Source organism: Mycobacterium yunnanensis (assembly GCF_025823185.1).
GTDB classification, from domain to species: Bacteria; Actinomycetota; Actinomycetes; order Mycobacteriales; family Mycobacteriaceae; genus Mycobacterium; species Mycobacterium yunnanensis.
Map to the genome: position 1 here is coordinate 382,435 of NZ_JACKVK010000009.1, position 20,900 is coordinate 403,334.

The window sequence follows — 20,900 nt, forward strand, 5'->3', positions numbered from 1 at the left end:
CTACTCTGCGGATTCGTTCCGCTCGGCGCGGCGGGCTGCCTTCTCGGCGGCCTCCTCCGCGTCCATCCGGTTGGCCTCAGCCAACGTCGGTGCGCCGCCGCCCATCCGGTGCGGCACCCAAAACTCCCCGGCCGGGTGGTGTCCGTAGCTGGTCTGCACCTGCTCGAGGAGGTGCTGCATGCGCGAGTGCAGCAGCGCGGTCAGTTCCGCAGGAGGCAGGGTCGGCATGATCGGTTCGCCCACGGCGATCGAGATGGGCACCTTGGGTCGTCGCATGTTCTTGGGGTGGCCCTTGGTCCAGACGCGCTGAGCGCCCCAGACGATGTGCGGGACGATCGGCACGTCGGCGGCGATTGCCATGCGCGCCGCACCCGACTTGAACTCCTTGATCTCGAAGCTGCGGCTGATCGTGGCCTCGGGGTAGACGCCGACGAGCTCGCCCTCCTTGAGCCGCTGGCACGCCTCGGCGAACGACGCCGCCCCGCTGTCACGGTCCACGGGGATGTGCCGCAGGCTGCGCATGATGGGGCCGCTCACCTTCGAGTCGAACACTTCTCGCTTGGCCATGAAGCGCACCTTGCGGCCAAGGCCCTGCTTGAACGCCGGAAGCCCGGCGAAGGTGAAGTCGAAGTAGCTGGTGTGGTTGATCGCGACCACGGCACCGCCGGTGGCTGGCAGGTTCTCCACGCCGGTGACGGTGAACTTCAGACCCTGCAGCTTCCAGACGCAGCGGGCGAGAGTGATGACAGTTCCGTATACCGGTTCCACGACGGTCAGCCTAGTGCTGAGGCAATGGCATGGTGTGAGCCGTGTCATTCCCGACCGAATCCGTCGTCGTCCCCGACGTCGTGCTGCGCATCGCCGACGGCCGGCGGGTGACCCCGGTCTGGGTCAACGAACTCGGCGGCGTGACGTTCTCGGTAGCCGGCGACGCCTTCGTCAAGGTGTTTCCCCCCGACCACGCGGCACTGCTGACCGCCGAGGCAGTCCGACTGCGATGGGCTGCCAGCTTCACCGCCGTCCCACGCGTGCTGTCGACGGGACCGGGCTGGCTGCACACCGCGGCCCTGCCAGGGAGATCGGCCGTCGACCCGCATTGGGCGGCTCGACCGCTGGAGGCCGCCCGCGCGATCGGCAGCGGGCTTCGTCTGCTTCACGATGCACTACCCGTTGACCGGTGCCCGTTCGACAGACCGTCGTGGGTGCCCGACGACGCGCCCGCCGCCGACCGACTGGTGGTCTGTCAGGGCGATGCCTGTGCCCCCAACACGCTGATCGGCGACGACGGCCGATGCAGTGGTCACGTCGATCTCGGCGACCTCGGGGTCGCCGACCGATGGGCAGACCTGGCGGTCGCGACGATGTCGCTCGCGTGGAACTTCGGCGAGGCGCACGAGGAGGAGTTGCTCGACGCCTACGGAGTAGGCCCCCAGCACGGGCGAATCGCGTACTACCGCGAGCGCTGGGCGCGATAGGCCCGCCCACCCCGGTAGGATCGGCTGTACCCGAACCCCGCTGGGAAGGTAATAAGTGCAGGTCACAAGCGTCGGACACGCAGGCTTCCGGATCGACACCAACGCCGGGAGCATCCTCTGCGACCCGTGGGTCAACCCGGCCTACTTCGCGTCGTGGTTCCCGTTCCCGGACAACAGCACGCTCGACTGGGACGCGCTCGGCGACTGCGACTACCTCTACGTCTCCCACCTGCACAAGGATCACTTCGACCCCGAGCACCTGGCGGCCCACGTCAACAAGGACGCCGTGGTCCTGCTGCCGGACTACCCCGTGCCGGACCTGCGCCGCGCCCTGGAGGCGCTGGGATTTCACCGCTTCTTCGAGACCACCGACTCGACCAAGCATCGGGTGAGCGGCCCCAGGGGCGATCTGGACGTGATGATCATTGCGCTGAGGGCCCCGGCCGACGGCCCCATCGGTGACTCCGGGTTGGTGGTCTCCGACGGAGAGACCGTCGCGTTCAACATGAACGACGCCCGACCCGTCGATTTAGAGGTCCTCGAGACCGAATTCGGCCACGTCGACGTGCACATGCTGCAGTACTCGGGCGCCATCTGGTACCCGATGGTCTACGACATGCCAGCGCGAGCCAAGGAGGCGTTCGGCATTCAGAAGCGGCAGCGCCAAATGGATCGCTGCCGGCAGTACATCGCACAGGTCGGCGCGACGTGGGTGGTGCCGTCCGCCGGGCCGCCCTGTTTCCTGGACGCCGACCTGCGCGATCTCAACGACGATCACGGCGACCCGGCCAACATCTTTCCCGACCAGATGGTCTTCCTCGACCAGATGCGCACGCACGGGCACGACCGTGGGCTCTTGATGATCCCCGGCACCAACGCGGACTTCACCGGATCGGAACTGAACTCGTTGAGTCATCCGATGGACGACCCCGAGACGATCTTCACCACGGGCAAGGCCGACTACATCGAGGCCTACGCCCAGCGGATGGCGCCGGTGCTCGCCGCCGCCAAGGCCGGCTGGGCGCCCGCCGATGGCGACCCGCTGCTCGAACCGCTGCGGGCGAAGTTCGAGCCGATCATGTTGCAGAGCGACCAGATCTGCGACGGCATCGGCTACCCGGTCGAGCTGCGCATGGGGCCCGAGTCGGTCGTGCTCGACTTTCCGAAACGCACCGTGCGCGAACCGATCAGCGACGAGAAGTTCCGCTACGGCTTCGAAATCGCGCCCGAGTTGGTCCGCACCGTGCTGCGCGACGACGAGCCGGACTGGGTCAACACCATCTTCCTGTCCACCCGGTTCAGGGCCTGGCGAGTCGGTGGCTACAACGAGTACCTGTACACGTTCTTCAAGTGCCTGACCGACGAGCGCATCGCCTACGCCGACGGCTGGTTCGCCGAGGCGCATGACGACTCGGCGTCGATCACCTTGGACGGCTGGGAGATTCAGCGCCGCTGCCCGCACCTCAAGGCCGACCTGTCGAAGTTCGGGGTCGTCGAGGGCACCACGTTGACCTGCAACCTGCACGGGTGGGCGTGGAATCTGACCAACGGCAAGTGCCTGACGTCGAAGGGACACGAGCTGCGGAGCGCGAAGGCGTGAGCGGTGACATGACCTATGACGACGGGCTGGTTCAGCTCGACCGTCATGCGATCACGTTGCGCCGCTACCACTTTCCCTCGGGCACCTCGAAGGTGATCCCGCTGCGAGCGGTTCGCGGCTACCGGGTGGAATCGCTTGGCTTGGTGATGAACCGGTTTCGCATTTGGGGCAGTTCGGATCTGCGCCGCTGGTTACCGCTGGACGTCTGGCGGCCGATCAAGTCGACGCTGGTGACCCTCGACGTCCCGGGCACTCGGCCAAGTCCGGCGTGTACTCCGTTGCGGGCCAAGGAGTTCGTCACCCTACTGGGCACCCTGCTGGAGAACCGGGACTAGCCCTTCTCGCGCAGGACGGTCGCCTCGAGCACCCTCTGCACCTGGCGGGTGGCCGCCTTCTCCACCGCCGACAAGACCCGCTGAGCGGCGCTGGGCGGTCGACCCGACCGCACCGTCACCACGTCACCTACCCGGATGACGCCCGGGCGGGTCACGTCGGCGTAGACGCCGAGGAACCGGTTCGTCCGCTCGGCCAGCTGCCGGGTGATGCGGCCGTCGCGCTCCAACCCCGGCTGGGGTCTGGTGGCGACGACGCAACGGATGGTCGGGATCGTGACGTGCAATGCGGCCGAACCGATCTGGACGTCACCGCCGACCCAGGACGTCTCGGGGAAGTCTTCGTCTGCAGTGCCGACGTCGACGAGCACGTTGGGCCGGAACCGCCGGACGTCGTGGGGCGCGTCGCCGCCGGCGAGCGAGGCCAGGCTCGCCGTGCTGAGCACGTGCACGGGCGCCAGGTCGACGAAGGTGCCGGGCGGTGTGGAGAACCTCGCCAGGGTGATGATGTCCTTCGTGCTGAACACCGACGTGTCGGGCAGCTCCTCGGTGTCACCGAGGCCAAAGTCCTTGCGCACCTGCGATGCCCGGAAGTTGTCCAGCGAATCCGCCATCGACATCCTGTGCTGGCTGGTGTCGTCGGCGGGCGGCAGCGCGACCAGGCGCACCTCGCGGCCGGCCAGCTCCGAGAGCAGCCCGTGCACCGCGCCGTCGGAACTCGAGCACTGCGTGCCGTCGGGAAGGGTGATCGACACCTCGGGCACGGCGCCCGGTCCGGCACCGGGGCCCGGATCCGACACGTAGGCCGCCGAGCACCCGAGCAGAGCGGGGATCCGTCGTGCCGAGGCGGTGACGCCCTTCTCGACGTCGCGGACGGCCCACAGCCGGTCGGCGTGTACGCCGCGCCGGTCCACGCGTACGTCGTCGACCCGTTGACCACCCATGGACTTCACCGGAAAGCGCCACAGTTCGGATACCACGACGTCGGCCATCGTCACTCCGAGCGGGACGAGACGAGTTGGCGCAGTTCGGAGACGACGTCGGATTCGGTGTCGTACACCCGCACGATGGCCTCGTCGCCCGGCTGCAGGAACGTCGACTCGCCGAGCGGGGTGTAACGGGTCGCCCCGATGCCGATCAGGACCGTCGACGGATGACCGGAGGCGACCATCAACGCCCCGACGTCCTCCAGGGGCGTCTCGGCGGCGCCCTTCTGATTGGCCAGCCGCTCGGTGACCCAGTCGAGCAGCACCTCGCCGTAGTAGGAGTAACCCAGCAGCGGACTGTCGACGCCGTACCCGTGCTCGTTGCCGTCGGCGGTGCGCAGATTGCACACCAGTCGCAGGGTCGACGTCGGGCCGTCGGGGGTCAGGTCACCGATGTCGAAGAACTGGGCGGCCACCCCCTTGGAGGCCGGCCCCCAGTTCTTCTTGTCGCTGATCTTGCGGGCACCCGGCCGTCTGATCGAGCAGTCGTTGAACGCACCGAGGGCGAACGGCTGCAACGACGTGACGGTGTCACCCTGCCAGCTCACGTGGCACGCCAACCCGACCTCGGGCTCGATCTGCAAGTTGAGCGGGGTGTGGCTATCGGGCAACAGGATGGCGTCGTGCGACAGCGGAAACTGCCCGAGGGGGCCGTCGGAACCCGGTGCATACCACGGGAAGATGCCCTTGGGCGCCTCGCCGTCGCTCACGACGTTGACGAAGTCGGCTGCCTCGCCGGCCTGTTCGAGGTGACCGGCGAAGTTGCCTGCCACGCCGAAGCCGAACCACGAACGCATCTCGTCGAGGTCGAGGTCGATCGTCTCGAGATCCGTCACTGTGTCTTCACGGTGTGAGCACCGACCTTCCGACGTAGGGCACCAATGCCTCCGGGACGCGGACGCTGCCGTCCGGCTGCTGATGATTCTCCAGGATGGCGACGAGCCAGCGGGTGGTTCCGAGCGTTCCGTTCAGGGTGGCGGCGATCTGCGGCTTGCCGTTCTCGTCGCGGTAGCGGGTGGACAGTCGCCGCGCCTGGAACGTGGTGCAGTTCGAGGTCGACGTCAGCTCGCGGTAGGTGTTCTGGGTGGGCACCCAGGCCTCGCAGTCGAACTTGCGGGCCGCCGAGGACCCCAGATCGCCTGCTGCGGTGTCGATCACCCGGTAGGGCACCTCGATGAGGGCCAGCATCCGGCGCTCGAGGTCGAGCAGCCGCTGGTGCTCGGCTTCGGCGTCCTCCGGCTTGCAGTAGACGAAGGCCTCGACCTTGTCGAACTGGTGCACGCGGATGATGCCGCGGGTGTCCTTGCCGTAGCTGCCTGCCTCGCGGCGGAAGCACGACGACCAGCCCGCGTAGCGCAGCGGCCCGTCGGACAAATCGAGGATCTCGTCGGCGCGGTAGCCGGCCAGCGGCACCTCAGAGGTCCCGACGAGGTAGAGGTCGTCGGCCTCGAGGTGGTAGATCTCGTCGGCATGTGCGCCGAGGAATCCGGTGCCCGACATCACTTCTGGGCGCACCAGCACCGGCGGGATGACGAGGGTGTGCTGATTCTCGGTCGCGAGCTTGACGGCGAGCTGCATGATTCCGAGCTGCAGCAGGGCGCCGTACCCGGTCAGGAAGTAGAAGCGCGAGCCGGAGACCTTGGCCCCACGTTCCATGTCCAGCAGCCCCAGCGCCTCGCCGAGTTCCAGATGGTCCTTGGGGTTGGCGATGACGGGCGGTTCCCCGACGGTGTCGAGCACGACGTAATCGCTCTCCCCTCCGGGCGGAACCCCGTCGAGGATGACGTTGGAGATGGCCCGGTGGGCCGCGACGAAGTCGGCCTCGGCGGCCGCCTGCTCGGCCTCGGCGGCCTTGACCGCCTCGGCGAGTTCCTTGGCGCGGGCCAGCAGCGCGGGCCGTTCGTCGGCCGAGGCGGCTCCAACGGCCTTGCTCGCCGCCTTCTGCTGGGCACGCAGGTCGTCGGCCGCGGAGATCGACGAGCGCCTCGTCGCGTCGGCGGCGAGCAGCACGTCCACGAGGGCGGGATCCTCACCCCGCGCCCGTTGCGACGCGCGAACCCGATCGGGATCTTCACGTAGCAGCTTCAGGTCGATCACGAACGAAACCCTACGTTCGGCGACTCGCCGTAGCGAGGCCGGGGCACAACCACATAACGTTACAACTGCATCGCTTGTCACACGACTTGGCTCGCCTGTCACAATGGTCGAGATGTTGGATGCACCCCATGACGCCGAACCGCGCGCAGACCAGGCCGCCGCGCCGTCGCGCCGCCCGTCGTGGTGGCAAAGCCTGCAGGCCGAGTCCACGCGTCGCGCCCTGCTCCTGACGGCCCTCGGTGGCCTCCTGATCGCCGGCGTCATCACCGCGATCCCCGGTGGTGACCGCAGCGGTCTGCCCGTCGGACTCAACGCCGGGACCACCGCGCTCGGGGGCGGTTCCCGCGGCAACGCCACCTTCGACCACGCCGTCCGCGGCACCTGCCTGAACTGGCCCGAACAAGTTCCGGACGCCGCGCAGATCGTGGACTGCAAGGACGAGCACCGCTTCGAGGTCGCCGACCGCATCGACATGCGGACCTTCCCGGGCAGCGAGTACGGCCCCGATGCCGCCCCGCCCACCGAGGCCCGCATCCGACAGATCAGCCAGGAGCAGTGCCAGGCCGCGGCGCGGCAGTACCTCGGCGCGAAGTACGACCCCAACGGTCGGTTCAGCGTCAGCCTGGTGTGGTCGGGTGACAAGGCGTGGCGTCAGGCCGACGAGCGCCGCATGCTGTGCGGCCTGCAGCTCGCGGGCCCCGACGGTCACCAGCTCGCATTCACCGGCAAGGTCGCCGACAACGACCAGTCCAAGGTGTGGCCCGCAGGGACGTGCCTGGGCATCGACCCGGCCACCAACCAGCCCACCGACGTTCCGGTCGACTGCGCCAAGCCGCACGCGATGGAGGTGACCGGCGCGGTCGACCTCGCCGAGAAGTTCCCCGGGCCCGTACCGCCGGACGGCGACCAGGACCAGTTCGTCAAGGACGCGTGCACGAAGATGACCGACGCGTACCTCGCGCCGGTCGCGCTGCGCAAGACCACCCTGACCCTGATCTACAGCACGATTTCGCTGCCCAGTTGGACCGCAGGCAGCAAGCAGGTGTCGTGCAGCATCGGTGCGACCCTCGGCAACGGTGGCTGGTCGACACTGCTGAACAGCGCCAAGGGACCGTTGCTGATCAACGGTCAGCCGCCCGTCGCCGTGCCGGACATTCCGGAGGAGCGCCTCGACATGCCGCCGATCCCGCTGCCCTCGGTGGACACCTCGTCGCAGACGTCGTCGCAGATCGACCTCAGCGATCAGAGCGGGTCGAGCAGCAGCTCGAGCGGCTCCGGCAACCAGGGCAACGACCACATGCCCGGCCAGCAGCAGGCCGGCCCCTCGCAGACGCAGAGCACTCAGACCCAGAGTCCGTCGAGTTCGGGCACGGCTCCGCCGCCGCAGGGCAACACGTTCCTCAACGGGCCGCCGCCTCCGCCCGGACCCCAGGGCGACGGTGGTCTGCCGCCTCAGGACGGCGTTCTACCGCCGCCCCCACCGGCCGAGGGTGACCCGGCTGCACCGCCCGCTCCCGTCCTACCGGTCATCCCGGGCCCGCCGCCCGGGCAGTAGCCGGCGATGGCCGTTCAGATGAGCTCGCACCGATTCGACGAGCTGGTGTCCGACGCCCTCGACGAGATCCCGCCCGCGTTGGCCAAGGCGATCGACAACGTCGTCGTGCTGGTGCAGGACCGTCACCCCGACGAGCCCGAGCTGCTGGGTCTCTACGAGGGCGTTGCGCTGACCGAACGGGATTCGACGTACTTCGGCTCGCTGCCGGACACCATCACGATCTACCGTGCGGCGTTGCTGGACATCTGCGACACCGAGGCCGACGTGGTCGACGAGGTGACCGTGACCGTGATTCACGAGATCGCCCATCACTTCGGCATCGACGACGACAGGCTGCACGAACTCGGTTGGGCCTGAACCACTTCCGGGGTGTCCGGGGGGGTTGTCCGGGGCGAGCGGAGCGACGGGGGGTTGTCCGGCGCGTTGACCAGGCTTCGTCGGTGGGCAGTGCTACAACTGAGGGATGTCGGACGTCTGTCGCGAGTGCCGGGAGGACCTCGAGCACTGCCACGGCACCCTGGTGCACCACTTTCGGTCCACCGGCTCGGTCTTCGTGGAGTGCACCGAGGACTGCGTGATGCCCGACGGCCTGCACTCCTTCAGCATCGACTGTGAAGCCGTCGGATGTGGGTGCGGCGGGACGATCGTCGCGACCGCGGCCTCCTGACCCCGCTCAGCCCATCGGGTCGGCGTCGTGCGCCGCGTCGTCGACGGGGTGCTCGACGGGTTCGAACGGCGGCGTGTGCGGACCCCATTGCAGACAACTCCACCGGCCGTCGGTGATCGGGCTCAACACCACGGACTCGGTGTTGGCGAGGTGGTGTTCGATGGCGAAGCCCGGGTCGACGCCCGCCAGCACCGCGCCGACGAGTCGGATCGCCGCCCCGTGGCTGACCACCACGATGTCGCCGGTCCAGGCGTGGTCGTCGAGGAAGCGCAACCGTAGCTGCGTGAGCACCGGCACGTAGCGGTCCAAGACCTGCTGCGCGGTCTCTCCGCCGGGGATGGGAATGTCGAACTGCCCGTTCTGCCACAGCCGGTAGATGGCGTTGAACTCCTCGTGGGCGTCGTCGTCACTGCGGTCCTCGAGATCGCCCGCCTGCACCTCGTGGATGCCGTCGAGTTCGACGGCGTCCAACCCCAGGTGGTCGCCGATCTCGGCGGCCGTCTCGATCGCACGCAAGGCCGTGGAGCGCGCGAGCAGTCCCACGGGATGTTCGAGGGATCGGGCAAAGCTCCGTGCCTGCTCGTGACCCAGGTCGGTGAGCGGGGCTCCCGGCGGGCGGGTGTCGAGGCGTCTGGCGACGTTGCCGAGCGACTGGCCGTGGCGGACGAGTATGAGGCGACCGGTCATCGGGTGCGCCCCTCCCGCAGTGCGGCCAGCCATTCGGATGCCTCGTCGGTGACCGGCGGTGTCGCACCGACGGCCGTGCCCGTCGCCCATGAACCCAGATATCTCACGTCGGCACAACGTCTGTGGAGCGCGCGAAGTGCCTCGGCCACCGGATCGTCGTCGACGTGTCCCACACAGTCGAGGAAGAAGAAGTAGGTGCCCAGTTCGACGCGGGTGGGTCGCGATTCGATGCGGACGAGGTCGATGTCGCGGATCGCGAATTCGGTCATCGCGGCGACCAGCGCACCGGGCACGTTGTCCAGCCGCAGCACGACCGACGTGCGGTCTGCGCCGGTTCGCGCCGGCGGTGGACCCGGAGGTCCGGCGAGGACGAATCGGGTTCTGGCGTTGGGTTCGTCGACGACGCCGTCGGCCAGGGTGTCCAGTCCGAGCCGGCGGGCGGCGAGCGCAGTGCTGACACCGGCGTCGGCTCGGCCGGCGGCGACGTCGTGGGCCGCGGCGGCGTTGGAGGTGGTCGGCACGGTGTCGGCGTTGGGCAGATGTGCCGCAAGCCACCGCTTGACCTGCGCCGCGGCAACCGGGAAGGCCGCGACGGTCCGGACGTCCGGGGGGGACGTGCCAGGACGAACGGCGATGCTGAACGCGACGTCGAGGGTGTGCTCGGCGAAGATTTGCAACGCCGTGCCCGCGGCCAGGCTGTCCATCGTGGGGACGACCGACCCCTCGATGGAGCTCTCGATGGGGGCACAGGCGTAGTCGGCGGCCCCGCTGCGGACGGCGGCCAGGGCCCCGTCGGCGCTGTCGCAGGCGATCGGCGCGAGCCGCGACGGGTCGGGGATGACGCCGGCCTGCGCCATCTGCAGCAACGCCGCCTCGGTGAAGGTCCCCTCTGGACCTAGGTAGGCGACGCGTGGCACGGGACAACCCTATCGGCAGCAGACCCGTCGCCAGGGAACCACTTCGGGAACACTTGCACCATTCAGTGAGGCTAGCCTAAGTTAGGGTTACCTCACCGACGGAAGGCAGGCGTGATGATCGGCGACGCGACGACAGGAACCACACTGGTGGCACCCACGACGGCCGAGCGCATCCGTAGCGCATGTGCCCGCGGTGGCGACGCGATCCTCGCCACCGACGGTGTCGATCCCACGGCGACCCCGGTACACCACCTGCTCGACGACGGATCGTTCGCCGTCATGGTGCCCACCACGGGACCGCTGGCCGCGATGTCGGTCGCGGCGGGTGCCGCGGGCATCCAGGCCGTGCTGGAGATGACCGATTACGCGCCGCTACCCCTGCGCGAACCGGTGCGCTCACTGGTGTGGATCAGCGGCAGGTTGTTCCACGTCCCCACACCAGGCCTCGCGGGACTGCTCGACCTCATCGCCGAGACGAATCCGAATCCTGCTCTGCTGCAGGTGAACACCGACACGGGCGGCGCCGACGCCTCCTACACGCTTTTGCGCCTGGAGGTCGACTCGGTGGTGGTGGCCGATTCGACCGGCGCCGAGTCGGTGGGTGTCGGCGCCTTGCTCGACGCCAAGCCCGATCCGTTCTGCGCCATGGAGTCGGGATGGTTGCAGCACCTCGAGTCCGCCCATCGCGAGGTGGTCGACCGCCTGGCCAATCGGCTGCCCGCCCCGCTACGACGCGGCCACGTGCGCCCGCTGGGCTTGGACCGCTACGGCGTGCAGTTGCGCGTCGAGGCCGAGGACGGCGACCACGACGTACGGCTTCCGTTCGCCAAGCCGGTCGACGACGCCGCCGGACTCAGCCAGGCCATCCGCATCCTGATGGGCTGCCCCTTCCTGAACGGCTTGCGCGCCCGGCGCATCTGACGCCCCCGACCCCGGCCGGGCCGGGCGGCTACCGTAGCTCCGGTGACGGGCCCGACCGACGACCTCCTGCCCGATCCCGGCAAACGGGCCATTCGCCTCGAGATCGCCGTCGTCCTGGCCGTCACGTTCGGGTTGTCTGCCTACACGGCGCTGGTGAGCCTCGTCGAAGCCGTCCTGCTCGGCCTCGCGGGCCAGAAGGTGACGCTCAACCGCAGACTCTCCCCCATCGACCTGATCAACTTCGCCCTCAACCTGGCTTCGGTCTTCCAGCTGATCGCCTGGGGACTGCTGGGCCTCTACCTACTGTGGCGCAGCGGATACGGACCCGGCCGCATCGGACTCGGCCGGTTCCTCTGGCGCCCGGACCTGCTGGGCGGTCTCGGTCTGGCCGCGCTCATCGGCATCCCCGGACTCGCCCTCTACGTCGCGGGTCGTGCGCTCGGCATCGGGGTGGCCGTCGTCCCGTCCGAACTGGGTGACACCTGGTGGCGCATCCCGGTCCTGCTGGCGGTGGCCTTCGCCAACGGCTGGGCCGAGGAGGTGATCGTCGTCGCGTTCCTCATGACACGGCTGCGCCAGCTCGGCCTCTCGCCGACGGTCGTCCTGGTGGCGTCGAGCCTGCTGCGCGGCGCCTATCACCTCTATCAAGGCTTCGGCGCGGGTGTCGGAAACGTCGCGATGGGCCTGGTGTTCGGCTACGCCTGGCGACGGACGGGGCGGTTGTGGCCGCTGATCGTGGCCCACGGCCTCATCGACGCCGTCGCCTACGTCGGGTACGCCTTGCTCGCCGGACACCTCGGCTGGCTGGGGATCAAGACCTGAGCTGAGGCCTCACCGGCACGTACATTCGAGCGCGTGAGCGAGAACCGGCCGCCCGATCCGCGGCGCCCCCGGCCGCCGCGGGAGGCGTCGCAGGTCATCCGGCGCGATCCGAACTACCGGCCGCCACCGTTGCGGCGGCCGCCCGACGCCACCCAGCCGATCGCCCCACCGCGGCGCACCCCGCCGCCGGTGACACCGCCGCCGCCCCCGCCGCCCAGGTACCGGCCCGCGCCGCCCGCACCTCCGCGTCGCCCTCCCCCGTCGCGCCGCCCCGCACCGGCGCCCCCCGCGCCGACCCCCGTGGTGCGCACACCCAGGCGCAAGCGGCACTGGGGCCGCCTCCTGATGGCCATGGTTTTGCTCCTCGTCGCGGCGACGGTCGGCACCGCCGTCTGGGTCGACACGTCACTCGAGCGCGTGCCCGCCCTCACCGCACTGCCCGACCGGCCCCCCGCCGACAGCGGCACCACGTGGCTGCTCGTCGGCTCGGACAGCCGTCAGGGACTCACCGACGAACAACAGTCCGAGCTCGCCACCGGAGGAGACCTCGGCAACGGGAGGACGGACACGATCCTCCTGGTCCACGTGCCGGGCCTGGGATCCGACGTCCCGACCACGATGGTGTCGATCCCGCGCGACTCCTACCTTCCGATACCGGGGTTCGGCGAGGACAAGGTCAACGCGGCGTTCGCGCTGGGCGGTGCGCCGTTGCTGGCGCAGACGGTCGAACAGGCCACCGGGCTGCGGCTGGACCGCTACGCCGAGATCGGCTTCGACGGCTTCGCGACCATGGTCGACGCCGTCGGCGGTGTGACGATGTGTCCGTCCGAGCCGGTCGACGACCCGCTGGCGGGGGTGGATCTGGCCGCCGGCTGCCAGAAACTGGACGGCCGCAACGCCCTTGGCTACGTCCGGTCGCGGGCCACGCCGCGCGCGGACCTCGACCGCATGACCCATCAGCGGGAGTTCATGGCGGCGCTGATGCACCGGGCGACGAGTCCGGCCGTCCTGCTCAACCCCCTGCGCTGGTACCCGATGACGCATGCAGCGTCGGGTGCGGTCACGGTGGACACCGGCGCACACGTCTGGGATCTGGCCCGGCTCGCGTGGGCACTGCACGGCGACGTCACCACCACCACCGTGCCGATCGGCGAGTTCACCACGAGCGACGCGGGATCGGTCGTCGTGTGGAATGCCGAGGCCGCCAATCGGCTGTTTCACGCGATGGCGACCGATGCCGCTGTTCCCCAGGACGTGCTCGACGCAGGCAGCGGTTAGCCAACCCTGTGTTTGCCAACGCTGATAGCAAACCCTTTCCAACGGGTACGTTAGCCGGCCCGCGGATTAGGGCAACCTGGCCTTAATTAGTCAGACCTTTGATGACAATGGCCGTTGACCTGCACTAGCGTTCACAGCATGAGCGAAGTCACCACCCACGAGACGAAGTTCCACCACCTGCTCCAGGAACAGATCCGCATGGAGTTCACCGCGTCGCAGCAATACACCGCGATCGCCGTGCACTTCGACGCCGCCGATCTTCCGCAGTTGGCGAAGCACTTCTACGCTCAGGCCCTCGACGAGCGCAACCACGCGATGATGATCGTCCAGTACCTCGTCGACCGCGACGTCGAGGTCGAGATCCCGGGCGTCGACGCCGTGCGCAATTCGTTCACCACGCCGACCGATGCGCTGCGCCTGGCCCTCGAGCAGGAGCGGACCGTCACCGACCACATCAGCCGCCTGGCCGCCGTCGCGCGCGATGAGGGCGACTACCTCGGCGAGCAGTTCATGCAGTGGTTCCTCAAGGAACAGGTCGAGGAAGTCGCGCTGATGACCACGCTGGTTCGGGTCAGCGAGCGCGCGGGTGCCGACCTGTTCCACCTGGAGGACTTCGTCGCCCGCGAGGTCAGCGCCGACGAGGCCGACGCCACCGCCCCCAAGGCCGCCGGCGGCAGACTCTAAGCGCCGTCGGGCCGGGCCTCGGACAGGCCGTTCTGCAGCCAATCCTTGGTGCGGCCAGGATGATTGGTGGCCACCCACGCCACGCCGACGTCGCGGCAGTAGCGCACGTCCTCGTAGTGGTCCACGGTCCAGCAGTACAGTGCCCTGCCGTGCGCGGCGGCACGGTCGACGAGTTCGGGGTGCTCACGCAGCGTGGCGATCGACGGCCCCACCGCGGTGGCGCCCACCGTCGTCGCCGCGCTGCCACCCAGGTAACGAGACGTGTCGCCCAGCAGCACCGTGGGCAGCATCGGCGCCGCCCGGCGAATCCGCCACACCGCGGCCGCCGAGAAGGAGATCACCACGGCCCGAGACAGATCGGCCGACGCCGGCGAGGCGATGCCGTAGCGGTGCAGCAGCGCCAGCACCTTGCTCTCCACCAGCGCGCCGTAGCGGACGGGATGCTTGGTCTCGATGAAGATCTTGACCGGGCGGTTCCAATCCAGGACCAACCCGACTAGGTCGTCGAGGGTGAGCAGCCCGGTCTCGCCCTGCCCACCGTCGACGTTGGCACTGGAATGCCAGGCGCCGTAATTGAATTCGCGCAACTCGGCAAGCGTCATGTCGCTCACCAAACCGGTGCCGTTCGACGTGCGGTCGACCCGCCGGTCGTGCACGCAGACCAGGTGCCCGTCACGCGTCAGCCGCACGTCGCATTCGACGCCGTCGGCACCTTCCTGCAGGGCCAGCTCGTAGGCCGCCACCGTGTGCTCGGGACGTTCTGCCGACGCGCCCCGGTGCGCCACCACGAACGGATGGCCCCCCACTGCCCCGTCGGCTGACGTCATGCGCTGATGATGCCCGATGTGGCCCGTTGCTCGTGGTCGCGCTCGACGCGAGTCGCGGTATCGGTCTCCCGATCGTCTGACTCCGACTGTTCGGCGGGCTCCGGTGACGGCGATGCGTCGCGCGGCGTGCCGTCGGCGACGACGACCCAGCGCTTCGTAGGCCGCCGCTCGACGCCGTGAGTGTGTTCGAACCCCTGGTAGACCCGGACCGTCAGCAGCAGGGCGGCCAGAGCGGCGAGATACGCGATGGTGACGGCGACCGTGTTGTTGGCGATGCCTTGGGAATCAGTGGTGAAGCTCGTCGCGAACGAGAACGCCGACACCAGGAAACTGACCCACCATGCACACCACCACACCACGATCGGGGTGCGCAGCCACGACAGCCGTCCCTCGACCCGCGCCAGCTCCAGGACGAACACCGGCGCCCAGAAGAGGTTGACCACGGGCACCAGACAGCACACCCAGAGCTGCCACACCGGACGCGGATCCTCGACCCCGTGCTCGGCGTAGGTGCTCGCACGCCGGGCGATCAGCCAATTGATCAGCACGACGGTGGTCGCAATCAGCGCGAAGAACACCAGCACGCTGGCGGCCACCCCGGCCCACGTCGCCGCACCAGCGACGATCGGGTTGAGCAACCGGGAGCGGTTCCACAGCAGCAGTGCGTAATTGGCGATGTGCACCACGACGGCGAAGGCCAGGGCCAGAAGGGTGATCAGCACGGTCGTCTGCACCATGCGCGTGGCCGTTCGCGGCGGCTGGACCGTCGCCTCGGGCGGGGGCGGCTCCAACCGATCCTGCAAGCCCCATCGCGGGATGACTGCGTACCTGGGCGTGGGCCCCAGCGGACGCGGCGAGCGACGCGGTGGCGGTGCCGCGCCCGGGCGGACCGCGATCCAGCGGTAGCCGGCCGGGAGGCGCTGCGCCGGACCGGCGGCATTTGGCTTCCCCGCGTCAGCCCGAGGCGTCCACTGCGGCGCCTGCTCGGCCGACGGTGGCAGCAGCGACCCCTGACAGCGAGGACACCAAGCGCGCTGGCGGTCGCGGACGTTCCACCGCGTGCCGCACCGCGAACAGACCTGGATCACGCGACCAGCCTACGGTTCCTCAGACGCTGCCCGCCGAGCCGTCGTCGGTCACGACCGCTCGCCCGGCTCCGGCCCATGCCAGCATTCCCCCGGTGACGTTCTGCGGTTCGTAGCCGTTGCGTGCCAACCACTGCGCCACGCGCATCGACCGCCCGCCGGCGTGGCACACGACGTAGAGCGTCGCGTCGGGGTCGATCTCGTCGACGCGCGCAGGCACGTCGCCCATGGGGATGTGCTGGGCGCCGGCGGCGTGCCCACGTTGCCATTCGTCGTCCTCACGGACGTCGAGGAGCACCACCGACTCGTCGAAGGTCTCCGGGACGTCGGCGATCTGGACCTCCCCGACCGTGTCGTCAGTCACTGCCCACTCCTTGCTCGTCGCGGCATCACGTACCCCCAATGCTGGCACGGTGCCGACAGCTATCAGAGCCCTATCCACAGTTTCCACAGGTTCATGCACAGGGGTGGAAACGCTCCGACCCCGACTGACCCGGGGCGTTGGCCGCCGAGTCACCCATGCCTGTGGACAACTGGGATCGGCGGCGAGCAACGATCAACAGGTCGTGAACGGACGAGCGAAAAAGCACGCCGAACTAACCATCTGCCCCTGGCGGTCACTCGTGTGACGGGCGATTTTTGGCGTCCGCCGCTCAGGCGTTATGATCGCCATCACCAACCTCCGTTGTGACTGATCTCACTCAGTCGGAAACGGCGATCGCGCAGGTCAGGAGCTGTCGATGGCATCGCATCCCATGAGGCCAGGAGCCGTACCACCGTCGGAATGGCACACGTCGGCCCACGTGTACACCCATAGCCACCTCATGGCCTGTCTGCGGGCCGGATTGATCGCGCTCGCCCTGCTCGGCGTGCTCGCCCTCATCGTCCTGACCTGACCTCCACACCGACCCAGCCAACGAGAAGGCCGGCCCTGCGCAGAGCGCGGGGCCGGCCTTCGTCGTAGGGGGTGATCAGGCGGGCGGGTACACGCCCATGTCCTTGGCCTTCTCGGTCTGCCAGAAGATGTCGGAGATCTCGTCGATCGTCTTCAGCAGCTTCTCGGCGACCGCCACGTCGGTGGACTTCTTCACGTCGCCCGCGCCGTGCACGCCGTCCCAGAAGAGCTGGTGCAGGTTCGGGAACTGCTCGAAGTGGTCCTTGGTGAAGAAGTCGGCCCACAGCACCGTCAGGTGGTGCTTGACCTCTTCGGCGCGCTGCTCCTTGATGATGATGGCGCGCGTCTTGAAGTGCTCGTCGTCGGAGTCGTGGAACTTCTTGAGCGTCTTGAGGCAGGACAACGCCTCGATCTTGGCCTGGGCCGGATCGTAGACACCGCAGTAGAGATCGCAGTGGGCGTGGGCGGGAGTTGCGTTGGGTAAGAGTCGAGGAAGCATGTGTCCAACTTACCCTTTGGGCATGAGCGGCAATCAAGCTCCGCGAAGCTTGCCTCTACGAGTCTTTCGGGTCGAGGGCGAGTCGATGCTCCCGACGCTGCGTCCCGGACAGTGGCTGCTGACGCTGCGCGACGGTCGCGAGCCCCGGCGGGGCCAAATCCGGGTGTTCCGCGATCCGACGAAGTCCAGCCGGTGGCTCGTCAAGAGGGTCGGCGACGTCCATCCGTCCTCGCACGGCACCATCTTCGAGGCCCGCTCGGACAATCCGCGGGCCCGGTTCGCCTCCGATTCCCACGACTTCGGGCCGGTCACGGCCGAGGGGTCCTACCGCGTCGTATGGCCACAGGCGCGGGGTCGGACGCGCTGAGGGGTTCAGTGTCGGTTGTGTTACCGGCACTCGTGTCCTCTTGCGTGCCAGCCGCCACCTGCCGCAAACTTCCGTGATCGACCCACAGCCGTGTCGGGCGGCACCCCTGCGGACCGATCGGAGGCGAGGATGGACAGCGGATCTCATGGCGCCATCGAAGTCGCACCCTTCCACTCGGGTGGATCACTGAAGGGTTTCGTGGTCTCGGGCCGCTGGCCGGACTCGACGAAGGAATGGGCACAACTGCTGATCGTGGCGGTGCGGGTCGCGTCGCTGCCCGGGTTGCTCTCCACCACGACGATCTTCGGCGTCCGCGAGGAGCTGCCCGACGAACCGGCACCGGGCACCGTCGGCCTGGTCATGGCCGAGGGCACCGTGGTCGGTGACGCGGCCGTTCCGCCCGGGTACTTCGCCAGCCGCCAGCCACCGGCGCTGTTGATGCTGCACCCCCCGTCGGAGACGATGCCGTCGCTTCCCGAGTGCGCGGGCGCGGCCTCGGGGTGCGTCCTCCTGCCCGGTCTGCCGCACCTGGGTCTCGACCACCGCGCAGCGTGGGTGGAGGCCGAATCCGACGGCACGATCACCTCGATGGTCAGCAGGGTCGGAGTCGACCCGATCACGCATCCCGACACCGCCGTGTTGGCCATGCTGCTTGCGGCGTAGCGCCGTCGGGGCACTCCAGAGGGCCCTTCCGCGGCCTCTTGGGTACGCGATTCGTCGGCCTGTCGGCCGGAAGCGACCATTGGCTACTGTCAGTTCGAGGATCGGCGCTGCGCGTCCCGTTCGACTCCGGCGGCGAATGACGTGGGCGAAGGTGGCCGTGGTAGCTAGCTCTGCGTCAGGCCGTCAACTTTTCGAGCAAATCACCGATGCCGTCGAATCGGCGCGAATGTCAGATTGCTCGGACCCGGGGCCGGGCTTCGTTATTTGGATCTCGGCACGCCGGAACACAGGGCAAAACAACTCGCGCGTCATTTTTGGCTTAGCGGCAGCGCAGTTCACGGCGGTGAAACCCCGAGGAAACTGCTGCTAGACCACCCAGGGAACGGTAGTACCGTGGGTTGGCGGGGACTCTAGGGTGGTTTGCACTTGGCTGTCGGCGCAAGTCTCGCTACGATGATCAGCAAATACGCCTCGAGGGACGCCCGCTCGTAACGCCAAGTGGAGGACAGATCTATGAGCATGACTTTTTCGGCCAGGCTGAACCGCCTATTCGACACCGTCTACCCCCCTGGACGCGGCCCTCATACGTCGGCCGAAGTCATTGCCGCGCTGAAGTCAGAGGGGGTGACGATGTCGGCGCCGTACCTCTCGCAGCTGCGTTCGGGCAACCGCACCAACCCCTCGGTGGCCACCATGGCGGCGCTGGCCAACTTCTTCCGCATCAAGCCTGCGTACTTCACCGACGACGAGTACTACGAGAAGCTGGACAAGGAACTCACCTGGCTGGCGAGCATGCGCGACGAGGGCATCCGTCGCATCGCGGCCCGCACCGTGGGGCTCTCGCCCGAGGCTCAGCAGGACATCGTGCAGAAGGTCGACGAGCTGCGTCGTCAAGAACACCTCGACGACTAGACCGGCTCAGCTCGACGAGACGCTGACCCTGTTCTCCAGCGTCCGATACTGATCGGCGATCGCGAGGATCCACTCGCGGTCCGAATACGACGGCGGCTGGCGTAGCCAATGCGGTCCGGGAAACGTGGCGTCCGCGTCATCCCCGGGCCGCTGTCGGCCGTTGTCGATCCATTCGGCGATGCGCCGTGCTTGCTCCTCGGGTTCCACGTCCGGTGTGCCCGCGTCGTCGTCGAAGTCCTCCCCGACGGTGTGGTCACCGAGTGCGCGGGTGGCTTCGAGGTAGAGCGCGTCGGAGATCATCGACATCTGCTCGGCGACGCGGAACAGCAGTGGCCCGCGGGGCCGCACCCCGATGCCGACGTTGGGGTGCCGACGGCTGAGCTCGTCGAGCAGCGGCTGGATCACGCGTAGCTCGTGGCGGGCCCCGAACCAATCCTCCACGCTCGGCAGCAGCGATCCGCTGGCGACGACGAGCATGGCGCAGCCGAGCAGTGTCGCCGCGGCGCCGACGCCGATGAATTCCGTGGTGCCGACGGCGCGCAACAGGAAGAACGCGCTGGCCAGCACCATCAGCGCGACGCCGACGGTGAACACGAACAGGGCCCGTCCCCGTCGGGTGCGGTTGGAGTGACGCATGCCGGCCCAGGCGACCAGGGTCAGCGCGAGCATGACGTAGAGCAGTGGCAACAGCCACGAGACCGTCATCGCCCCGGACCCCAGGTTGCGGCGCAGGTACTCCTGGGGCGCCATCTCCGGCTGCTGGGGGGAGGTGAAGAACGCCACGAGGGTCAGCGCCGCGATCAGGGCGGCAATCCCGTACTGGACGACCGCGATTCGACGGATCACCGCAGGAGCGCGCTCGGAGGCGGCCGAGGTGATCATGACGCAGCTCCCCGCCGCGCACGAGATGAGCGCGACCTGGCTGAGCACGGTGGAGACGTTGGGCCACCGGACGAGGGTGTCGATCAGCAGTGTCAGGGGCTCCCAGTTGAGTGCTGCCACCAATCCGAGGCTGCCGAGAGCGAGGATCATCGCCGCACTGACCAGTGACTGCTTGTTGACGAGCGCCCAGCCGATGCGCAAGCCGGTGGCCAGTCCGAGCAGACCGGCGATCACCCAGACGATCAACCAAACGCCTCTCCGAGGCGCACCTGCACGATGGACGCGCGGTCCGACGGCAGCCGGCCCAGCCGGTAGATGAGCAGCGCCGCGAAGTCCTCGGCTTCCTGCTCGAGGTCCTCGCCGCTGGGTCCCATGCATCCGGTCCGCTGGTTCAGCATGTAGCCGATCAGGTCGGAGCTCGCGAACTCGGTGTGGTCGCGGGCCGCCTCGACCACGGAGATGCCTTCGTGCCCGAGGACGAGGTGCCCCAGTTCGTGGGCGAGGGTCCGGTCCCCTGCGGGCAGACCCTGCTGAATGAGGAAGACGTCGCGGTCGGCGTACTGGCGCCACTGGCCGCACACCCCCGACGGCAGGTCCGCCATCTTCAGCTCGATGGGTCGACCACGGCTCTCGGACACCGATTCCACGAGACGTGCGAGCGACACCTCTCCTCGTCGGGGCGCAAGGTCGAGCACCTCATTGACCGCACGTGTGACGCGACGACTGGCTGGCATTCGAACCCCCTCTCG

General features: G+C 68.5%; 26 protein-coding genes. 14 read left to right on the forward strand and 12 right to left on the reverse strand.

What is annotated here, in order from left to right:
- A complete protein-coding gene (locus H7K45_RS18790) occupies nt 1-768 on the reverse strand; it encodes a lysophospholipid acyltransferase family protein (RefSeq protein ID WP_263997399.1) in 768 nt (255 codons plus the stop codon).
- Between the two features lie 41 nt (nt 769-809).
- On the opposite strand from H7K45_RS18790, the gene H7K45_RS18795 reads away from it, so the two are divergent.
- The 3 genes from H7K45_RS18795 to H7K45_RS18805 are packed head-to-tail and all read left to right on the forward strand — an operon-like array spanning nt 810 to nt 3,410.
- Entirely contained in the window at nt 810-1,475 is a 666-nt protein-coding gene (locus H7K45_RS18795) for an aminoglycoside 3'-phosphotransferase (protein WP_263997400.1), read from the forward strand.
- A gap of 55 nt (nt 1,476-1,530) precedes the next feature.
- The gene (locus tag H7K45_RS18800; RefSeq protein WP_263997401.1) at nt 1,531-3,075 is read left to right on the forward strand and encodes a Rieske 2Fe-2S domain-containing protein; all 1,545 of its coding nucleotides are present in this window, start codon (nt 1,531-1,533) and stop codon (nt 3,073-3,075) included.
- A gap of 8 nt (nt 3,076-3,083) precedes the next feature.
- Nucleotides 3,084-3,410, forward strand: coding sequence for a hypothetical protein (locus tag H7K45_RS18805; protein ID WP_263997402.1), 327 nt, complete (start codon nt 3,084-3,086; stop codon nt 3,408-3,410).
- On the opposite strand, the gene H7K45_RS18810 is transcribed toward H7K45_RS18805, so the two are convergent.
- The 3 genes from H7K45_RS18810 to serS are packed head-to-tail and all read right to left on the reverse strand — an operon-like array spanning nt 3,407 to nt 6,490.
- Nucleotides 3,407-4,399 carry an MOSC domain-containing protein gene (locus H7K45_RS18810; protein ID WP_263997403.1) on the reverse strand — a complete coding sequence of 331 codons (993 nt, stop codon included), beginning with the start codon at nt 4,397-4,399 and terminating at the stop codon, nt 3,407-3,409. The two genes, H7K45_RS18805 and H7K45_RS18810, sit on opposite strands and share 4 nt — an antisense overlap.
- Nucleotides 4,400-4,401: 2 nt before the next feature.
- Nucleotides 4,402-5,190, reverse strand: coding sequence for a DUF5718 family protein (locus tag H7K45_RS18815; protein ID WP_263997565.1), 789 nt, complete (start codon nt 5,188-5,190; stop codon nt 4,402-4,404).
- A gap of 46 nt (nt 5,191-5,236) precedes the next feature.
- Complete coding sequence (gene serS / locus H7K45_RS18820) at nt 5,237-6,490, reverse strand: serine--tRNA ligase (RefSeq protein ID WP_263997404.1); 1,254 nt, start codon at nt 6,488-6,490, stop codon at nt 5,237-5,239.
- A gap of 103 nt (nt 6,491-6,593) precedes the next feature.
- Between serS and H7K45_RS18825 the strand changes: the two genes are divergently transcribed.
- The 3 genes from H7K45_RS18825 to H7K45_RS18835 all read left to right on the forward strand — a co-directional run bounded on the left by H7K45_RS18825 (nt 6,594) and on the right by H7K45_RS18835 (nt 8,712).
- A complete protein-coding gene (locus H7K45_RS18825) occupies nt 6,594-8,045 on the forward strand; it encodes a septum formation family protein (protein WP_372512579.1) in 1,452 nt (483 codons plus the stop codon).
- 6 nt (nt 8,046-8,051) lie between these two features.
- On the forward strand, nt 8,052-8,402 hold the full coding sequence (locus H7K45_RS18830; protein ID WP_263997406.1) for a metallopeptidase family protein: 351 nt from the start codon (nt 8,052-8,054) through the stop codon (nt 8,400-8,402).
- A gap of 106 nt (nt 8,403-8,508) precedes the next feature.
- Entirely contained in the window at nt 8,509-8,712 is a 204-nt protein-coding gene (locus tag H7K45_RS18835; protein WP_263997407.1) for a hypothetical protein, read from the forward strand.
- Nucleotides 8,713-8,718: 6 nt separating this feature from the next.
- Here the strand turns inward: H7K45_RS18835 and H7K45_RS18840 are convergent, their stop codons facing one another.
- Both H7K45_RS18840 and pheA read right to left on the reverse strand, forming a co-directional pair.
- Nucleotides 8,719-9,399 (reverse strand): histidine phosphatase family protein, encoded by a 681-nt coding sequence (locus H7K45_RS18840; protein WP_263997408.1) that lies wholly within the window; start codon nt 9,397-9,399, stop codon nt 8,719-8,721.
- A complete protein-coding gene (gene pheA, locus H7K45_RS18845; RefSeq protein WP_263997409.1) occupies nt 9,396-10,316 on the reverse strand; it encodes a prephenate dehydratase in 921 nt (306 codons plus the stop codon). Before pheA ends, H7K45_RS18840 begins: the two co-directional genes overlap by 4 nt.
- A gap of 114 nt (nt 10,317-10,430) precedes the next feature.
- On the opposite strand from pheA, the gene H7K45_RS18850 reads away from it, so the two are divergent.
- The 4 genes from H7K45_RS18850 (at nt 10,431) to H7K45_RS18865 (ending at nt 14,021) form a co-directional block, all read left to right on the forward strand.
- On the forward strand, nt 10,431-11,237 hold the full coding sequence (locus tag H7K45_RS18850; protein WP_263997566.1) for a DUF2470 domain-containing protein: 807 nt from the start codon (nt 10,431-10,433) through the stop codon (nt 11,235-11,237).
- 42 nt (nt 11,238-11,279) lie between these two features.
- Nucleotides 11,280-12,059, forward strand: a complete 780-nt coding sequence (locus tag H7K45_RS18855) for a CPBP family intramembrane glutamic endopeptidase (protein WP_263997410.1) — start codon at nt 11,280-11,282, stop codon at nt 12,057-12,059.
- A 33-nt stretch (nt 12,060-12,092) separates the two neighbouring features.
- On the forward strand, nt 12,093-13,337 hold the full coding sequence (locus tag H7K45_RS18860) for an LCP family protein (RefSeq protein WP_263997411.1): 1,245 nt from the start codon (nt 12,093-12,095) through the stop codon (nt 13,335-13,337).
- A gap of 138 nt (nt 13,338-13,475) precedes the next feature.
- Nucleotides 13,476-14,021, forward strand: coding sequence for a ferritin (locus H7K45_RS18865; RefSeq protein WP_263997412.1), 546 nt, complete (start codon nt 13,476-13,478; stop codon nt 14,019-14,021).
- Here the strand turns inward: H7K45_RS18865 and H7K45_RS18870 are convergent.
- Genes H7K45_RS18870 through H7K45_RS18880 form a run of 3 tightly spaced genes read right to left on the reverse strand, consistent with a single transcriptional unit; the run spans nt 14,018 to nt 16,297 of the window.
- A complete protein-coding gene (locus tag H7K45_RS18870; protein WP_263997413.1) occupies nt 14,018-14,848 on the reverse strand; it encodes a glycerophosphodiester phosphodiesterase in 831 nt (276 codons plus the stop codon). The genes H7K45_RS18865 and H7K45_RS18870 overlap by 4 nt on opposite strands.
- Entirely contained in the window at nt 14,845-15,936 is a 1,092-nt protein-coding gene (locus H7K45_RS18875) for a DUF4328 domain-containing protein (RefSeq protein WP_263997414.1), read from the reverse strand. Before H7K45_RS18875 ends, H7K45_RS18870 begins: the two co-directional genes overlap by 4 nt.
- Nucleotides 15,937-15,955: 19 nt before the next feature.
- On the reverse strand, nt 15,956-16,297 hold the full coding sequence (locus H7K45_RS18880; protein ID WP_263997415.1) for a rhodanese-like domain-containing protein: 342 nt from the start codon (nt 16,295-16,297) through the stop codon (nt 15,956-15,958).
- 376 nt (nt 16,298-16,673) lie between these two features.
- Here H7K45_RS18880 and H7K45_RS18885 point away from each other — a divergent pair, with 376 nt between their 5' ends.
- A complete protein-coding gene (locus tag H7K45_RS18885; protein WP_263997416.1) occupies nt 16,674-16,829 on the forward strand; it encodes a hypothetical protein in 156 nt (51 codons plus the stop codon).
- Nucleotides 16,830-16,904: 75 nt separating this feature from the next.
- Here the strand turns inward: H7K45_RS18885 and sodN are convergent, their stop codons facing one another.
- Complete coding sequence (sodN, locus tag H7K45_RS18890) at nt 16,905-17,327, reverse strand: superoxide dismutase, Ni (RefSeq protein WP_263997418.1); 423 nt, start codon at nt 17,325-17,327, stop codon at nt 16,905-16,907.
- A gap of 22 nt (nt 17,328-17,349) precedes the next feature.
- On the opposite strand from sodN, the gene H7K45_RS18895 reads away from it, so the two are divergent.
- The 3 genes from H7K45_RS18895 to H7K45_RS18905 all read left to right on the forward strand — a co-directional run bounded on the left by H7K45_RS18895 (nt 17,350) and on the right by H7K45_RS18905 (nt 19,269).
- Nucleotides 17,350-17,694, forward strand: a complete 345-nt coding sequence (locus tag H7K45_RS18895) for a S26 family signal peptidase (RefSeq protein WP_263997419.1) — start codon at nt 17,350-17,352, stop codon at nt 17,692-17,694.
- Nucleotides 17,695-17,823: 129 nt separating this feature from the next.
- Nucleotides 17,824-18,357: a peptidase gene (locus H7K45_RS18900; RefSeq protein WP_263997420.1), complete on the forward strand. Its 534-nt coding sequence runs from the start codon at nt 17,824-17,826 to the stop codon at nt 18,355-18,357.
- A gap of 513 nt (nt 18,358-18,870) precedes the next feature.
- Nucleotides 18,871-19,269 carry a helix-turn-helix transcriptional regulator gene (locus H7K45_RS18905; RefSeq protein ID WP_056552065.1) on the forward strand — a complete coding sequence of 133 codons (399 nt, stop codon included), beginning with the start codon at nt 18,871-18,873 and terminating at the stop codon, nt 19,267-19,269.
- 6 nt (nt 19,270-19,275) lie between these two features.
- On the opposite strand, the gene H7K45_RS18910 is transcribed toward H7K45_RS18905, so the two are convergent.
- Nucleotides 19,276-20,397 carry a hypothetical protein gene (locus tag H7K45_RS18910; protein WP_263997421.1) on the reverse strand — a complete coding sequence of 374 codons (1,122 nt, stop codon included), beginning with the start codon at nt 20,395-20,397 and terminating at the stop codon, nt 19,276-19,278.
- Nucleotides 20,394-20,885, reverse strand: a complete 492-nt coding sequence (locus tag H7K45_RS18915; RefSeq protein ID WP_263997422.1) for a DUF955 domain-containing protein — start codon at nt 20,883-20,885, stop codon at nt 20,394-20,396. Before H7K45_RS18915 ends, H7K45_RS18910 begins: the two co-directional genes overlap by 4 nt.
- Between the last annotated feature and the right edge of the window lie 15 nt (nt 20,886-20,900).